Source organism: Hymenobacter jejuensis, from assembly GCF_006337165.1.
GTDB lineage: Bacteria > Bacteroidota > Bacteroidia > Cytophagales > Hymenobacteraceae > Hymenobacter > Hymenobacter jejuensis.
Map to the genome: position 1 here is coordinate 1149593 of NZ_CP040896.1, position 15233 is coordinate 1164825.

16 protein-coding genes are annotated in these 15233 nt (G+C 56.7%); 8 read left to right on the forward strand and 8 right to left on the reverse strand.

The window, feature by feature from the left end:
• Positions 1–53: 53 nt before the first annotated feature.
• Positions 54–2243, forward strand: a complete 2190-nt coding sequence (locus tag FHG12_RS04530) for a TonB-dependent receptor (RefSeq protein ID WP_139514594.1) — start codon at positions 54–56, stop codon at positions 2241–2243.
• A gap of 44 nt (positions 2244–2287) precedes the next feature.
• Here the strand turns inward: FHG12_RS04530 and FHG12_RS04535 are convergent, their stop codons facing one another.
• The gene (locus FHG12_RS04535) at positions 2288–3091 is read right to left on the reverse strand and encodes a TrmH family RNA methyltransferase (protein WP_139514595.1); all 804 of its coding nucleotides are present in this window, start codon (positions 3089–3091) and stop codon (positions 2288–2290) included.
• A gap of 87 nt (positions 3092–3178) precedes the next feature.
• Between FHG12_RS04535 and FHG12_RS04540 the strand changes: the two genes are divergently transcribed.
• The 7 genes from FHG12_RS04540 (at position 3179) to FHG12_RS04570 (ending at position 8385) form a co-directional block, all read left to right on the forward strand.
• On the forward strand, positions 3179–4690 hold the full coding sequence (locus FHG12_RS04540; protein ID WP_139514596.1) for a sensor histidine kinase: 1512 nt from the start codon (positions 3179–3181) through the stop codon (positions 4688–4690).
• A gap of 34 nt (positions 4691–4724) precedes the next feature.
• A complete protein-coding gene (locus FHG12_RS04545) occupies positions 4725–5135 on the forward strand; it encodes a response regulator (RefSeq protein ID WP_230471290.1) in 411 nt (136 codons plus the stop codon).
• Between the two features lie 256 nt (positions 5136–5391).
• The gene (locus FHG12_RS04550; RefSeq protein ID WP_139514598.1) at positions 5392–6243 is read left to right on the forward strand and encodes a hypothetical protein; all 852 of its coding nucleotides are present in this window, start codon (positions 5392–5394) and stop codon (positions 6241–6243) included.
• Positions 6244–6279: 36 nt separating this feature from the next.
• Positions 6280–7020: an endonuclease III domain-containing protein gene (locus FHG12_RS04555; RefSeq protein ID WP_230471291.1), complete on the forward strand. Its 741-nt coding sequence runs from the start codon at positions 6280–6282 to the stop codon at positions 7018–7020.
• Between the two features lie 61 nt (positions 7021–7081).
• Positions 7082–7282, forward strand: coding sequence for a hypothetical protein (locus tag FHG12_RS04560; RefSeq protein ID WP_139514599.1), 201 nt, complete (start codon positions 7082–7084; stop codon positions 7280–7282).
• 4 nt (positions 7283–7286) lie between these two features.
• Positions 7287–7556 carry a DUF167 domain-containing protein gene (locus tag FHG12_RS04565; RefSeq protein WP_139514600.1) on the forward strand — a complete coding sequence of 90 codons (270 nt, stop codon included), beginning with the start codon at positions 7287–7289 and terminating at the stop codon, positions 7554–7556.
• Between the two features lie 28 nt (positions 7557–7584).
• On the forward strand, positions 7585–8385 hold the full coding sequence (locus tag FHG12_RS04570) for a ZIP family metal transporter (protein ID WP_139514601.1): 801 nt from the start codon (positions 7585–7587) through the stop codon (positions 8383–8385).
• Positions 8386–8515: 130 nt separating this feature from the next.
• Here the strand turns inward: FHG12_RS04570 and FHG12_RS04575 are convergent, their stop codons facing one another.
• The 7 genes from FHG12_RS04575 to FHG12_RS04600 all read right to left on the reverse strand — a co-directional run bounded on the left by FHG12_RS04575 (position 8516) and on the right by FHG12_RS04600 (position 15105).
• Entirely contained in the window at positions 8516–9895 is a 1380-nt protein-coding gene (locus FHG12_RS04575; protein ID WP_139514602.1) for an ammonium transporter, read from the reverse strand.
• Positions 9896–10279: 384 nt separating this feature from the next.
• Complete coding sequence (locus tag FHG12_RS20985) at positions 10280–10450, reverse strand: pirin family protein (protein ID WP_165699302.1); 171 nt, start codon at positions 10448–10450, stop codon at positions 10280–10282.
• 138 nt (positions 10451–10588) lie between these two features.
• Positions 10589–10798 carry a hypothetical protein gene (locus FHG12_RS04580; RefSeq protein ID WP_139514603.1) on the reverse strand — a complete coding sequence of 70 codons (210 nt, stop codon included), beginning with the start codon at positions 10796–10798 and terminating at the stop codon, positions 10589–10591.
• 129 nt (positions 10799–10927) lie between these two features.
• On the reverse strand, positions 10928–11788 hold the full coding sequence (locus tag FHG12_RS04585; protein ID WP_139514604.1) for a M28 family peptidase: 861 nt from the start codon (positions 11786–11788) through the stop codon (positions 10928–10930).
• Positions 11789–12062: 274 nt separating this feature from the next.
• Entirely contained in the window at positions 12063–13256 is a 1194-nt protein-coding gene (locus FHG12_RS04590; RefSeq protein WP_139514605.1) for a threonine synthase, read from the reverse strand.
• Between the two features lie 78 nt (positions 13257–13334).
• On the reverse strand, positions 13335–14234 hold the full coding sequence (locus FHG12_RS04595; RefSeq protein ID WP_139514606.1) for a LysR family transcriptional regulator: 900 nt from the start codon (positions 14232–14234) through the stop codon (positions 13335–13337).
• A gap of 88 nt (positions 14235–14322) precedes the next feature.
• Positions 14323–15105 carry a DUF3667 domain-containing protein gene (locus tag FHG12_RS04600; RefSeq protein WP_165699303.1) on the reverse strand — a complete coding sequence of 261 codons (783 nt, stop codon included), beginning with the start codon at positions 15103–15105 and terminating at the stop codon, positions 14323–14325.
• Between the last annotated feature and the right edge of the window lie 128 nt (positions 15106–15233).

The window sequence follows — 15233 nt, forward strand, 5'->3', positions numbered from 1 at the left end:
CCTGCATTCTTCATGCAAGCAGCCGCATCCTTGCTGCTTCAGCCTGCTTTCCTATGTATTTAAAATTACCATTTTTTCTGTTTTTGTGGCTTACGGCCTCAGCTGCTTTTGGTCAAAATACTTGCCGCGCCATCGTCCGCGACAGCGTGACGCACGAAGCTCTGGTGGGCGCAACAGTTGTCGTGCACGGCACCGCCAACGGCGCTTCCGCGGATGCAAAAGGCAAGGTGACGCTGGAAAATATACCGGAGGAAATCGTTCAACTCGATTTTTCCTCGTTGGGCTACAAGGCCAAAACGATGCGGCTGACGCTGCCGCAAGCGCCCGGCGAGTCGCTGTTGGTATTGCTCGCTCCCAATGCCAATGAGTTGGAAGAAATCGTGGTGACCAGTACGCGCACCAACTCGCGCATCGAGGATTTGCCGACCCGGGTGGAGGTATTGGGCGCGGAAGAACTCGAAGAGGAAGGCAGTTTCAAACCCGGCAACATCGTGTCGTTGCTCGGCGACGTGGCCAGTATGCAGGTGCAGCCTACCTCGGCCACCACCGGCAACGCCGATTTGCGCATTCAGGGCTTGCAGGGCAAATACACGCAGCTGCTGCGCGACGGTCTGCCGCTGTTTGGCGGCTATGCGGGCAGTTTCGGCATTCTGCAGATTCCGCCGCTGGATTTGCGCCAAGTCGAAATCATCAAGGGCGCCTCGTCGACGCTGTATGGCGGCGGCGCGATCGCGGGCATGATCAACCTAATTTCAAAAGAGCCCCTGCAAAATGCGCCCGAACATGTGCTGTTGCTCAACCAGAGTACCCTGTGCGAGAGTAATGCCAACGGCTATTTTTCCGCTCGCCACGACAAGGTGGGGTACACGCTATTTGTAGGCGGCACCCGGCAGCAGAGCGTGGATGTTAATCACGATGACTTTTCGGATGTGCCGCGCTTGGGAAGCGTGACTGTGCACCCGCGCTTCTTTCTGTACCCAAATGACATAAGCAAGGTAATCATCGGATACACAAGTACTTACGAAAAGCGACAGGGCGGCGACATGCAAGTGCTGAACGATAAACCCGATTCGCAGCACCAGTTTTTCATCACCAACGTATCGTGGCGCAACACTGTGGATGCCCGCTATGAGCGCACTACCAACGCCGAACGCGGCGATCAGCTCATCCTGAAAGGCAGCGCGAGCGACTTTCGCCGCGTTGCCCGCACCAACACCACCGGCCTCAACGCCCGCCAACTGTCGTACTACGCGGAAGGCAGCTATTTGCGCCGCAACGGCTCGCCGGGCCACCACGATGTGGTGCTGGGCGCCAACGTAACCGGCGAAAGCTTCCGCCCGCGCAACCTTGCAGACCTGCAACTGCGCCCCTACAACTACGTGACGCCGGGCATATTCGTACAGGACGACTGGAAGCTTACTGCCGCGTTTAACCTGCAAACCGGTTTGCGCATCGACCGCCACAACTGCTACGGCACGTTTGTGCTGCCGCGCCTCAGTGCACTATATAAATTTTCGGCGCGGGTTTCGTCGCGGCTGGGTGGCGGACTGGGCTACAAAGCGCCGTCTTTTTTCGTGAATGAACTCGACGAGCGTGACTTCGCTCATGTGCTGCCTTTTGCGAGTACAGTGCGGGCCGAGCAATCGGCGGGCGCCAATTGGGATCTCAATTATCAGCTTACCGACGGGGAGTTTTCGCTGACTATCAACCAGTCGTTTTTCCTGACGCGCATTCAACATCCGCTGCTGCTCAACTTCGACCCTACGACCGGCTTCATTACCTTTTTCAACGCGCCGAAGCCCTTCCTGACGCGTGGGTTTGAAACGTACGTGCGTATGCGGGAAGACGAAACAGAGCTATACCTGGGCTACGTCTTCACCGATGCTCGCAAGCGCTACGACACCACCAATCCTTACCTGAGCCTGATCGCGCGCCACAAGCTTGCCGGCGTCGGTACGTACGAGTTCAGCGAGCATTGGCGAGCCGGCCTCGAGGCCTCCTACATTGGCAAGCAGTACCTCGACGACGGCACTACCACGCCCGGCTACCCCATCATGGCTGCTATGGTACGGTACGCTACCGGTCCATTGGCCTTCGTGCTCAACACCGAAAATCTGCTCAATTACCGCATCACGCGCAAAGAAAACATCGTGCTCGGCGACCGCACCAACCCTACGTTTCGTCAACTCTGGGCGCCGCTCGAAGGCCGCGTGACGAACCTATCCGTCACGGCGAAGTTTTAAAGTGAAATTACATAAATATTTAATAATCAAATAGTTATGTAATTTTATTTTCCGCGTTGGCGCACGGCCTCGAAGGTCATGATGGCGGTGCAGGTACTGACGTTGAGCGAATCGATGTAGCCGGCCATCGGGATTTTGATGCGCTCGTCGGCCGCTTGCAGCCAGTGGTCGCTGAGGCCAGTGGCTTCGGTGCCCATCACGATGGCCGATGGCACGCGAAAATCCATGTCGGTGTAAAGCTTTTCAGCGGCGGGCGTCGTGGCGAAGCTCCGGATGCCGTGTTGCCGCAGCCACACCAATACCTCGTCGGTGGAAGCGGCTACCAATTGGTTGGTAAACACGCAGCCAATGCTGGCCCGAATGGCATTGGGGTTGTAGAGATCGGTACGCGGATCGCAAACAATAACGGCATCGACGCGGGCAGCATCGGCAGTGCGCAACACGGCGCCTAGGTTGCCAGGCTTTTCGACGGCTTCCAGAATAAGCAGCAAAGGGTTTGCGGGCAGCTTTAAGTCGGCTAAGCGGCGGTGCGGCGGGCGCGCCAGCGCCAGCACACCATCAGATCCTTCGCGGTACGCCACGCGCTCAAATACGGCTTTCGACACTTCAAATTGCACTACCGCCGGCCCCAGAAGTTGCTGCAAGTCATGCTGTTGCGTGGGCGTTGCAAGATCAGGGCACAGAAACAGCGCTTTTACCTCGATGCCCGCCTGGTGGGCAATGGTCAGCTCGCGGTAGCCCTCGATGATGGTCAGGTCTTGCTGGCGGCGTTCGGCAGGCTTTTGCTGCAGGCGCAACAGGTTTTTGATGCGCGGATTCTGCGGGCTGGTAATCGGATCGGCAGGCATAGAGCAGGAATTGGAAACCGGCCGCGAAGATACGGTGCCGCTGCCAAGCCAACGGATTCCGGGCCAAAGGCCGTAAGTTTGTGGTCTATGCGCCTTAAGCTAAATACAAAAATTCTGCTGGGCTTCAGCATTGCCTTGGCGGTGCTGCTGGCCACTTCGCTGGCCGCCTATTTCAGTATTCAGCGGCTGGGCTACTACACCCGTCTGGTGGGCCACACCTACAAGGTGCTGCAACATACCTCCGATTTGCGCATGCGCGTGCGCGACGGCCAAAGCTCGGTGCGTGGCTACCTGTTGCTCAACGACAGCTCTTATCTGGCCACCTACAGCGCCGCGGTTTCCGGTACCGATGCCAATCTGGATTCGCTGCGGCGCCTTACCGCCGACAATCCAGTGCAGCAACGTCGCTTAGACACCCTCAGGCAAATCACCGAGGAAGAAAAAGTATTCTTGAACCAGTGGCGCCAGAAGAAGCCTTCGGCTGATGCGGCACGGGCGCTCCTGACCAACGACCAGGCTCTGCTGAACCGCCTCCGCGACGTGATTCAGCGCATGCGCAGCACGGAAGAAGACCTGCTGCACCAACGCAACGCGGGCCAAGATTTTTACGAGAAAACCACGCCCATTGCCATCATCATTTCGGCCGTGATCGCGATCATCACGGTGCTGTGGCTCTTCCGCAAGATTTCGCAGGAAGTGAAGGCCAATGATCTACTTCAGGCTGAATTAGAGCAAGTTAACCTCGACACTAACCGCCGTATCCAGATCATTGAGCAATTAGCCGATAAAGTCGTGCAGGGCGATTATTCTGTTCAGATCAAGGACAAGGAGAAGGACAGCCTCGGCAACCTCGCTACCTCCCTGAACCGCATGACGCAGACGCTGGACGAAGTATTTGGCGCCCTTGAAAAACGCAATCAGGAACTGGATCAGTTTGCCTACGTAGCGTCGCACGACCTGAAAGCGCCGCTGCGGGGTGTGAATACAGTGGTGAAATGGATTGAGGAAGAGCTTTCGCACGAGCTTTCCGACCAGATGCGCAGCTATTTGGCCATGATGAAAGGGAGGCTGAGCCGGCTCGAAGACCTCATCAACGGGCTGTTGCAGTACGCGCGCGTGGGCCGCACCCAGCACCAGCTAGAGGAGGTAAACGTGCACCAGCTCGTGAGCGAGGTAGTGGAAATGGTCGTGCCGCTTGATTTCACAGTGGAGTTCGCTTCCACCCTGCCCACCCTCACCACCGACCGACTGAGCTTGCAGCAGGTGTTCACCAACCTCATCAGCAATGCCGTAAAGTACCACGACCGCGGCGCGGGCACCATCACGGTGAGCTGCCGCGAGCGCAAGCGAGCATATGAGTTTACCGTAGCCGACAACGGGCCGGGCATTGCGCCCGAATTTCACGAGAAAATCTTCCTCATGTTCCAAACCCTGCGCGACCGGCACACGGCCGAAAGCACGGGCATCGGCCTGAGCATCGTGCGCAAAATCATTGAGGAAGAACGCGGCAGCATCCACGTCGAGTCGGATGGCCAGCGCGGCGCGGCGTTTGTATTCACGTGGCCCAAAGTCTCGCAGGCTTCCAAAGTGAGCGCATAGCTCAATTACATAAATGATTGATAACCAATATATTATGAGATCAGTATTGCTGGTAGAAGATGATTTTTTCGATACGATGACCGTGGAGAAAAGCTTTGCCAAATTCAGCATTCCGCACAAGCTCTACACCGCTTTCAACGGCATCGAAGCCTTGGACTTGCTGCTTGGCCGCAACGGCGTGGAGCCCATCGAGCCGTTGCCCGAGGTGATTCTGCTGGACCTGAACATGCCCAAAATGAACGGGCACGAGTTTCTGGCAGAACTACGCAGCCACGCCCATCTGAATCAGATTCCGGTGTTCGTGACCACGACCTCGTCGATGGATGTAGACCGGCTGAGTGCCCAAAACCTGGGCGTGGCCGGCTACATCCTCAAGCCGCTGGACTTCGAATCGGGCTCCGACATGGTAGATAGCATCAGCCTACTGGAACAGCTATTGAAGTAGCCTGCCAGAAGACAATATATTGACTATTAATCATTTACAAGAATCAAAAAACGGCGGGCGACTTAGTGTCGTCCGCCGTTTTTTGCATTGATGCAACCGTGGAGGCTAGTGATGGGGTCTTGCTACCGAGTGCGCTGAGCTTGCGTTGGTCCGTCAGAAAGGAGTTCTTTATTTGCTTGATAGTCATCGCGCTGAACTTCATGCGAACCCCACTTTTCGGGCACATTTTTCAGCAAAAATTTACGTTGTTCACTGCATGAACCTCCGTCCTCTCCTCTTTTCGCTGTCCCTGCTGGCCTTGCCGACGGCAACCACCTTTGCCCAAACCGCGCCGCGCCAGCTCAACACCCAGCCCACGCTGCCCGATTCGGTGGTGCGCCAGCACCAGCAGCAGCGCCAAACTGCGCTGCCCGCGCCGCCGCCCAACACGACGCGCTATGCCGTGGGCCTAAAAAACGGCCAAGTGTACCGCGCTTACGATGTGATAGTTAAGCAGCCCGTATTTGGCCGGAGCTATTTGCTGCTCGACGACGGCCAACGGTTCGACCTCGACCAAGTGCGGTATTACGAAGATGAAACGGGCTTTTACGTGCGCACTACGCTGCCCAAATCCAAGCGCGAAACCACGTTGCGCCGCGACCGCGTCGGCCGGATCAGTCTGTACTCGATCACGCGCACCCAATATTCAAATAGCCCTTACGGCTACAGCCCGTACGGCGGCTTCGGGCGCTTTGGCGGCTATGGCTACGGCTACCCGTACGGCGGCTACCAAACCGTTAAGACCGAGTACTTTAGCAAAGACAACGGTCCTATCGAGGATCTGAGTCTGCGCAACCTCAGCGTTGCTACTTCTGACTTGCCCGCCAGCCGCGCCCTGCTCGACCAAGCCCGTAGCTATCAGCGCATTACCACGCTCAGCTACGTTGCCGCGGCCGGCGTAGTAGCCGCGGGCATCTTTTCGACTTTCAACTCCAACGAAAGCGGGGCGGCACGCATCTCGCCGCTGGTGTATGCCGGCCTGCCACTGCTCATTGTGCCGCTGGTGCTTCAGGGCAAGCAGCAACGCAACATCAAGCAAGCCATTTCGCTCTACAATCGCGCCCAATAGCTCATCTCAAACCCCTTGTGCTGCGTAGGTAGGCAAGTGGAAGCTACAGTTGACTTATCCGATTTTGACCTGCGCCGGCGCAAAGCCCTGCTCGTGCACGAGCGGCTTTGCGCCGAATACGGAGCGCCGTTCCCGTTTTTCAGCACCAAAGACCCGCTGAGCGAGCTGATTAGCGCGCTGCTGTCGCACCGTACCAAAAACGCCGATTCGCACCGCGCCTATCAGCAATTGCGGGCGCAGTTCCCGACGTGGGAGCAGGTGCGCGACGCCCCCACCGCCGAGGTAGAAGCTGCCATCAGCGCCTGCACGTGGCCCGAGCAAAAAGCACCTCGCCTGCAAGCGGTGATCCGCGAAATCAGCACGCGCTGCAACGGTCCGTGCGACTTGGCGTTTTTGGCCGAGATGCCCATTGCGGAGGCCCGTGCCTGGTTGGAATCTATCTCGGGCGTGGGCCCCAAGACGAGTGCGGCCACGCTGTTGTTCAGCACCTTGCGCATTCCGGCCATGCCCGTAGACAGCCACCACCATCGCGTGGCCCAGCGCTTGGCCCTGATCGGCCCGAAGGTGGGCACTGAGGCATCGCACGCCCTGCTGTCGGCGCTGCTACCGCCCGACTGGGATGCCCAGCAAGTCTACGATCACCACGAGGCACTGATGTTTCACGGGCAGAAGTGCTGCTATTTTCATACGCCCGCCTGTGGCCGCTGCGTGGTGCTGGATCAGTGCCCGTTTGGCCAACAGCGGCTGGGAGCAAAAACGCAACCTGCGCAAGCGTAGCGGCCCTAAAGTGCGCAGAAACCGGTATCATTAGGGGCAATTCTAAGCGCGTTTTTTAGCCATGAAACAGACATACGGCGTTCCCGCCATCTTCTCTTTCTTCTTGCCCGGCCTGGGCCAACTAATTAAGGGGCAAATACTTAAAGCCGTCTTTATTTGGATTCTTAGCGGCGTAGTTGGCTTCCTGCTGTGGTGGACCATCGTGATTCCGTTTGCCCTGTGGGCCTGGAACGTGTACGACGCCTACAACTCCCAAACGTAGCAGCATGGCGGTTCTGCACCTCAAGGCCAAGCCCAATGCCCGCCAGAACGCCCTGCAAGTATCTGAAGATGGCGCAGTTACGGTACGGCTGAAAGCGCCCGCGCAGGACGGCAAGGCCAATGCCTGTTTGCTGAGCTACTTGGCCGACCTGCTGGCCGTGCCGAAATCGCGGCTTGTGCTGGTAACGGGTCACACCGCCCCTTTCAAGAAAGTAGAAATCGAGGGCTTCACCGACGCAGATCTTCTCACCGTATTGACCCAACATCGCGTATAAGCAGCCATCGCAACTTATACGCACTTGTATGCATTTTCCGACTTGGGCTCTCGCGGGCTTTTGGGGCCTAGTTTCAGGCTCTGCCCTCATGCTGGGGGCCGCTATTGGCTACTACGCCCACGTATCGCAGCGGCTGATTGCGGCCGTAATGGCCTTTGGCAGTGGCGTTTTGATTTCGACTTTGTCGCTAGAGCTTATGGAAGACGCCTACCGTAAAGGTGGCTTCGATTCGGCGGCGTATGGTTTTTTTGGGGGTGCAGCGGTGTACACGCTCGCCAATTGGATTTTGTCGCACGCCGGTGCCAAGCACCGCAAGCGCTCGGGCACGCAACAGCACGAAGAGCGGCAGAAAACCAAATCATCCGACGACAAATCAGCCGCCAGTTCCGATAAAGACAACAGCATGGCCATTGCGTTGGGCGCGCTGCTCGACGGCATTCCGGAGAGCATCGTTATTGGGCTGAGCTTGCTGGCCGGCGGCACCGTAAGCACCGTGGCAGTGGTCGCTATTTTCTTATCCAACCTGCCCGAAGGCTTGTCTAGCGCCGCGGGCATGCGCAAGGCCGGCCGCTCGCCGGGTTTTGTGCTGGCTTTATGGACGGGCATTGCCGTTATTTCGGGCATTGCGTCGTTGGCGGGATATTCCATTTTCAGCCATTTCTCGCCCGATGTAATAGCCGTCACCACGGCCGTAGCCGCCGGAGCGGTGCTGGCCATGATTGCCGACACCATGATTCCGGAGGCTTTCGAGGTAGCCCATAATTTTACGGGCCTTATCACCGTAATTGGCTTTCTAGTAGCCTTTTACCTCAGCAAGATGGGCGACTAACAGAAGTTTGATTTCGCAGTTCGTTGCTGTAGTAAACGCGAAAACACGGCGGTCGTGCTAAGATGCTTCGATAAGCTCAGCACGACCGCCGTGTTTTCTGTCTGAATGAGTTTTTGCGCCTTTTGTCGCTCTAAACGCGCTCGCTGATTACCTCTTTGCGGTACGTTTGCTCGAATTCTTCGTCGACGTGGTAAGTCGATTCTTCGTGCTGGCTCAGATCGAGGCCCAGTTCTTCGTCGGCGGGCTTTACGCGCAGCCCGAAGAGGCGGTCGGTGAGTTTGAGCAGTAGCCACGATCCGGCAAAGGTGTAGGCAATCACGATCACGAGGCCCAATACGTGGTAGCTGAATACGGTGGTAGTGCCATTAACCAAGCCCACTTTATCGGCGAATACGCCCGTGAGCAACATGCCCACAATGCCCCCCAGGCCGTGGCACGGAAACACGTCCAGCGTGTCGTCGATGTTGGTGCGGCTGTTCTGCCAGTGCACGGCTGCGTGGCTGATCAGCGAAGCAATCACGCCAATCAGGATGCTCTGACCGTAATCGACGTAGCCGGCGGCTGGCGTGATGGCGACCAGGCCTACCACTGCCCCGATGCAGGCACCCATGGCCGTCGGCTTGCCGCCGCGTACTACCTCAATCAGCATCCAAGCGACCAAGGCAGCGGCCGAGGCAAGATTGGTATTGACGAAGGACAGTGCCGCCGTTTCGTTGGCGCCGAGGGCCGAGCCCGCGTTGAAGCCAAACCAGCCGAACCACAACAGGCCCGTACCCAAGAGCACAAACGGCACGTTCGGCGTCGAGAAAGAAGTACTGCGTCCGTGGCTGGAACGTGGCCCCAGCACGATGGCCCCAGCCAAAGCAGCGATGCCCGCCGAGATGTGCACCACAGTGCCGCCGGCAAAGTCGAGTACGCCCCACTTGCGCAAAAAGCCATCGGGATGCCAGGTCCAGTGCGCCAGCGGGCAGTAGATAAACACGCAAAACAGCACCATAAAGGCCAAATATGCCTTGAAGCGCACCCGTTCGGCGAACGAGCCGGTGATCAGCGCCGGCGTGATGATGGCGAACTTGAGCTGAAACGCGAAAAACAAGATAAAGGGAATGCTAGGCGACAACAGCGGATGCGGCGCCGTGCCCACATTCCGTAACATAATGTATGTCAGAGGGTTGCCAATGAAGCCGTGCCACGAGTCGCCGTAGGCCAGCGAGAAGCCCACGAAGTACCACACCAGCGAGATGACGCCCAAGGCCACGAAGCTTTGCAACATCGTGGAAATCACGTTTTTGGGCCGCACCATGCCGCCATAAAAAAACGACAGGCCCGGCGTCATAATCAGTACGAAGGCCGTGGCCGTCAACATCCAAGCAATGTCGGCGGCGTTCAGCGAGCCCGCAGCGGCTGTTGGGTGCGGCACTCGCACGAAAGCTGCCACTCCGCTCAAACCGACCAATGCCAGCAGGGTGACTAAACTGTAACTAGGACGAGACCTCTTTAAAGTAGACATGCTTACTCAAATAAATATGAGTTCTTCCGGAAGGCCTTCTAACACGATGCCTTTTTGAGAAATATAACAGCTTTTGACCGCTTTATACCCCTAATTTATAGGTGTCTTTTGATAAAACGCATGTATATTTTAAAAAAACACCTAAAAATTTACCAATACCCACAGTTGTTACCCCTCTAAAACCCGCGTTGCTGTCGTTTCAGCCTTGATTTCAGAGGCTTGAAATCTTTGCTTAGTATCCGGCAAATTTTAGGCTGCGGCTAGCCTATTGACTTCAAAATGACTGGTTCAGCATTCTAAAAAAGGCTGGCCACGCAGAAGGGCCGGTACGGAACTGGCTCATGGCCAGCCCCGTACCGGCCCTTTCTTACAGATGGTTTTATTCTAATTGAGCAATTCCAGCACCAGCACCAAGGCGTCGTTGCTCAACGCTTCCAACTCTACTTCCTGCACATCCCAGAGCGCCAGCCCATCGCGTTCGTGCAGCAGGCGGCCTTCTACTTCGAAAGCGCCGGCCACCACAAACGCGAAGAAGCGCGAACGGTTGCTTTTCACCGCGTATGTTGCTTCGGCGCACCCGGCAAATCGGCCTAGACCTGCGGCAAACGGACGACTTGCACCGGCGGGCACTACTTCCGCCAGTTTATTTTCTAAATCAAAGGTTTCAAATACAAAGGTTTGATTATCAATTATTTACAAATCCTCCCCAACTTTAATCCAGACGTGCAGAAAGCTGATGGGCTCAGCTTCGTAGGGGTTGGACAGGTGCAGGGCACTGTGGGCTGGAAGCGTGCGAAACTGAATTTCTTCTACCTCCACGGTTTCGGGCTCGCCTTGCGGATTGGGTATGCGAAGGTGGAATATTCGCTTCGCCGCAACACCAAAGAATCGATAACCAAGCACTTAGCATCGACCAACACTCGGTTTTTCTGCCTTAATTCTTCGTGACTTTTCAGTCAGAATTTGCCACAATAACAGCCAAGCCCAGTTTATATCTACTTAATAATCAATAGATTGCCAAGCACCTGTTTCTTACAGATTCAGAAGTGCGCCATACACACCGTCCACGACTTCGGCCATTCTTTCAAAGTCAAGCGTGTCGATGGTGTCCGAAACTTGGTGGTAGTTGGGGTTGCGCAGGAAGGAGGTATCGTTGATCATGACGGCGTCGTAGCCGTAGTCCCAGTAGTTGCGGTGGTCGGAAAGGCCGGCCAAGCCCATCGATTCAGGCAGGTTGATGCGCTCCACGTCGAGGTGGCAATACGACTGAATGAGCGTCTGCACGCGCTGCGTAAAGGCCTCCTGCCCTTGCTTGCCTACCACCGTGATGAAGTTGCCGGTGTTTGGGTACTGGGCGGCCAGCTTTTCGTTGGGGAATTTCTGCGAGCCCGGCTCGTCGCTGAAGTAGCCGATCATTTCGTAGCAAAGCATGGCCCGCACGGGCGCTTTGGCATCGTGCAACGACTTGGCGTGCACGGCGCTGCCCATTTGTTTGGAAGCAAAAAAAGGCGGCTCTTCCAGCGGATACGCCACAAAATCAAGTCGGTGCTGCAACTGCGGGCGGTGCTGATGGAGCAAGCGGGCCGTTTCGAGCAAGCCCGCCACGGCACTGGCGTTGTCGTCGGCGCCGGGCTGGTCGCCGAACACATCGTAGTGCGCCCCCACGATGATGCGCTCTGCGTCGGGCGGCCCAAAAGAGGCAATGATGTTGCGGTATTCGCGCCGATCGGCCAGGAAACGCTGCTCCGTCGTTTGGCAGTCGAGCTTCTTAAATTCGTCGAGCACGTAGTCGGCCGCTTTGTTGAGCGAGCCCATGTTCCGGTAATTGCGCGCCGGCAGAATCGAAGTCAAAAATTCGACGTCGGCATACAGCCGCTCCTGGTTGGCTTCCATACTCTAGTGCGTTGGTGACGGAACTCCCTATACGGCCGCAACCACCCAACGAACAGCAGAAGCAACAAGTTCTAAGATTAAATATCTAATAATCAATCATTTATAAATCAGGTTTCACTTGGTGCACTATTCCAACTCCCCTCCTCAGCTGAGGAGGGGACGCCGTCGCGCAGCGGCGGCTGGGGTGGTTGGTTCGTTGCTGATGTTGTTTACAATGAACTGACCAAACAACACCTTTTCACTACAGCCTTCGTGTATACTTAGAATTCGCCGGCTAATACTGCCCTGCCACGTTATCCATGTATTTCTGACCGGAGCCTGTATTAAGCAGCAGGATTTTTTCATCGGCGGCGAGCCAACCCGTATTAAGCAGTTTGCGCGCAGCCATCCAGACGGCGGCACCTTCGGGCGCTACAAACAGGCCTTCCAGCCGGCCCAGCTCGCGCATGCCTTCGATCATTTCGGCGTCGGTAATACTGACGGCCGTGCCGCGCGACTCCTGAAGCACTTGCAGCATCATTTGTTCGCCCAAGGGGCGCGGCACGGCCAGTCCGTTGGCAATGGTGGGCTTGCCGACGTAGTGGTGGGCGTTGGCCTGCCGGCCCGTATAGGTTTCGATCAGAGGGCAGCAATTGGCCGCCTGCACGGCCACCATGCGCGGCAGCCGAATATCAGCGGACAACCAGCCCAGGGCTTTCATTTCCTGAAAGGCCTTCCAGATGCCAATCAGGCCGGTGCCGCCGCCGGCGGGGTACAGAATCACGTCGGGAAGTTGCCAATTGAGCTGTTCCGCAATTTCGTAGCCCATCGTCTTTTTGCCTTCTAAGCGGTACGGCTCTTTCAGAGTCGAGACGTCGAGCAGCTCGCCGTGGGCGTTGGTTTCGCGCACCCAAGCGGCACAGTCATTTATCAGTCCGTCAATGAGTTGCACTTCGGCGCCGTACCAATAACATTCTTCTTTGAAGGCGTTGGGCGTGTGCCGCGGCATGGCTACCACAGCGCGCATCCCGGCTTTGGCACAATAGGCCGCCATTGCCACGCCCGCGTTGCCAGCCGTCGGGATGATGCACCCGCTGACGCCCAACTCTTTCGCTTTGGAAATGGCCATGCTCAGGCCACGCGCCTTGAAGGAGCCGGTGGGGTTTTGGCCTTCGTCTTTGAGCTGTAGCCACGCCAGATCGTAGCGGTTGGCGAGGCCGCGCAGGTGCAGCAGCGGCGTGAAGCCTTCGCCCAGACTTACGCGGTTTTCTTCGTCGAGCAGGGGCAGCAACTCCTGGTAGCGCCACATGGTGCCGTCGCTGGTATTGATGCTCTGCCGACTCAGCGGCTCGCTCAGATCGTAGGTAGCTACCAGCGGCAGCGCGCAGCATTCCGACACGCGTTGCAGCGCGAAAGCAGAATGCGGGGTGCCGCAGCGGGAGCACTCCAGGTTGTAAATTCGACTGACGGTGGTACTACTCGGGGTCATGGCTTCGGGCGTTGAAAACACTCGCAAGTACGTCCCTTCGCTATAACCGGATCGGCGCAATTTTGGAATAGGCTATTCCTATTTGGAATAATAACGCTTCGTGAATTGCACGAAGTCTTTGTAAGGCAGGTTGTTTTCGGTGCCTTTGCGCTGAATGAAATTGAAGCGCCGCACCAAGGCCAAGTCCCTGAATTTCACCTCGATCAGCTCGCCCGAAGCCAACTCTTTTACCACGGCCTGCCGCGGCAAAAAAGCCAGGCAAGTATCGACCCGCACAAAGTTTTTGAGGGCCTCGGTGCCGCCCAAGCGCACGCGCACCGGCAAATCGGCGATGCGGATATGCCGGGCGGCCAGGGCCTCTTCCAGCACCGCCAGCGTCCCGGAGCCCGACTCCCGCAAGGCCAGCGGAATGTCGTATAGGTCTTTGGCCTCTAATTCGTTTTTCTTCAGGGGGTTGCGCGACGACCGCACGGCCACTACATCGTCGGTGAGCAGCGGCGTGTAGGTGACGTTGCTGACTTTGTGAATGCCTTCGATGATGCCCAGGTCGATTTCGTGGTCGAGCAGCGCCTTGAGGATGTTTTCGCTGTTGCGGTTTTTGAGGCTGAGCAGGATGTTGGGGTTGCGAGTCAGGTAGGCCGAAACCACCGGCGGAATCACATAGAGCGAGATGGTGGTGCTCGCCCCAATAACCATGTGCAGGCGCGGCGAGAAATTTTCGCTTACACTGGCAATTTCCTGGTGCAATTCGTGCTGCAACTGCTTGGCTTGCAACAACTTATTATACAAAATTCGCCCAGCCGGCGTCAGGGCCACGCTGTTGCCGAAGCGCTCGAATAAGCCCGTTTTGTAGTGTTCTTCCAGCGCTTTTACCTGCTTGCTCACCGCCGACTGGCTGATAAACAGCGTCTGGCTGGCCTTGGTGAAGCTCAGCAGCCGCGCTACTTCCAAGAAGATTTCGTGTTTGTGGGAAAGCATCGAGCAAATAACACCGCTCCCGGGCATAATGCTTAGCGACACCCCGTGATTCCTGAATTTTTCCCGAAGCGGAGCCTTGATATCAACCTCAATGCACCAAATACAGTGAAGCGATGTAGCCGGCCAACTGCGACAGGAAGAAGCAGCCGGTGTTGATAAACATGCTTTTCAGGGCTAGTTGCCAGCGTGAGGCCGTGGGAAATAGCCGGAAATACGTCCAGGTGTTGTAGAGCACGACCATCGGCAACTCCACGTACCGGCTGTCGAAATACGGCCAAATGAGGCGGGCGGCGTTGATCAACACCACAACGAGCACCACCAGCGAGAGGCTGTAGCACACGACCACCGCAATTTCGGCGTAGTTATAGCCCGATTTTCGGAAGAAAAGCCACGTAATGAATGCATACAGGGGCAACAAGCCTACCTGCATCAGGGCGAAATAATGCCGGAAATAATCTTCCGACTCGCCGCTCATGCCATACATCTTGATGAGGAGCATTTTAATCGCGTATTGCCCTAGCGCCGTGATGGTAGCTGCCAGAAAAAACGACGAAAACGGCTTCTGAAAGCGGGTACGCTGGCCGGCTAGGTACCGGCGCTGCATGTCGCCGGGCCTCAGAGCCAGCTCTTTAAGGGTATAGAGAAATCCTTTCTCGACGTGGGTAAACAGGTGAAATACCTCGTGCGCCAGATGCGGCAGCGTAATGCGGTGCGTATCGTAGTTCTGGCCGCACTGCTGGCAAAACCGGCCCGAACCCTGAAATCCACAGTTTTGGCAGGTGTGATCACTTGCGGGGAAAGGGTGAGCGAGAAGGTCTGGAGCATCCGTCGTGGGCACGGCAGCAGCAGGGGCAATGGTAGCGTCTTCCATTGGCAGCAAATCGTTTATATCAAACAAAGGCAAGATACTGAACTTCGTCAGCCCTGCCATGCGACTGACCGGTGCTTTTGCTGGCTAGGCAAAAAAGAAAAGACGCTGACTAAAAGCCAGCGTCTTTT